This window comes from Collinsella sp. CLA-AA-H302 (genome assembly GCF_040093305.1).
GTDB lineage: Bacteria > Actinomycetota > Coriobacteriia > Coriobacteriales > Coriobacteriaceae > Collinsella.
Map to the genome: position 1 here is coordinate 1 of NZ_JBBNJW010000024.1, position 1,147 is coordinate 1,147.

At 71.7% G+C, this 1,147-nt stretch carries 1 protein-coding gene; it reads right to left on the minus strand.

Annotated features, from left to right (window positions below):
• The coding region (locus AAAV21_RS10070; protein ID WP_349109395.1) for an IS110 family transposase at positions 1 to 856 on the minus strand (856 nt) is incomplete at its 3' end.
• Positions 857 to 1,147 lie beyond the last annotated feature (291 nt).

Below are 1,147 nucleotides of genomic sequence, written 5' to 3' on the forward strand. Positions count from 1 at the left end.
CGCCCCTGTTGAGCCTGTGCCTCACGGTCTTGCCGCTCGAGGCGGGGATGGGGCAGGCCCCGCATATCGCCGCGAACGACGCCTCGGAGCGCAGCCTGCCCGGGTTGTCCCCGGCCGCGACCGCGAGCTTGGCCGCGCTCACGGGCCCGCACCCGTACATCGCCAGCAGCGCGGGGCAGTTCTCCTCCAGGGACGCCTCGATCGCGCGCTCCATGTCGAGCGCCGCGTCGCGCGCCGCCTCCCACAGGTCCGCCAGCGCGCCGAGCGCGGCGCCCAGCGCGCCCTCGGCGCGCACGGAGGGGAGTTCCTCCATCAGCCTCGGCCCTCCCATGCCGCGGAACCTCGACCTGAGCCCCTCCGGCGCGGTGGTGAGCAGCGACCTCGCGGTGTTTATCGCCGAGGTCCGCGCCTTCACCGCCCCGGAGCGCGCCGCGAGCATGCAGCGCACCCCGTCGACCCACCCGTCCTGGCTCTTGGGGGTCCCGAGCTTTGAGCCGGACATCGCCGCGCGGGCGGCCCTCTCCGCATCCGCCTCGTCGCACTTTCCCTGCCCCGGGCGCCTCCTCTGCATCCTCGCCGGGGAGAGCGCCTCGCGCACGGGCATCCCCAGCGACGCGAGGTGCCTGGTGAGGCCCGCCCCGTAGGACGATGTCCCCTCCATCGCGACGCAGGCCGGCTCCCCGGCCGCCGCGATCGCCCCGGCGAGCGCCTCGTAGCCCGCCGCGTCGGCGGGGAACTGGCGGGACAGGACCTTGCGGCCCCTCCAGTCGAGGACGCACAGCCAGTGCGTGTCGGCGTGGGTGTCGACCCCGCAGAAGACCGGCCCGCGTGCGCCGGGTGTCGATTCGGTTCTCATGTCTCGCTCCGTTCTTTCCGTGCTCGCCTGGACCGGGCAGACGGCACACTGACGGGGCGCGATAGAATGCGGTTGTTCGGGTCCGCGGTATCGCTCCATGCTCCTATTAGGTCATGCGGCGGTCTCGGCTCGCCGCGGCCCGCGCGGGACATGTCAGGAAACGAGGGCAGCCCTGTGGGCGCCAGCGGAATGTGGGGTCACCGCGCGGTCCGCATCTGATGGTGTCGACGTCAATGGTATACGGGTGCATCATCGACGTCTTCAATACAGAAAATATCAGTGCGGAATGTT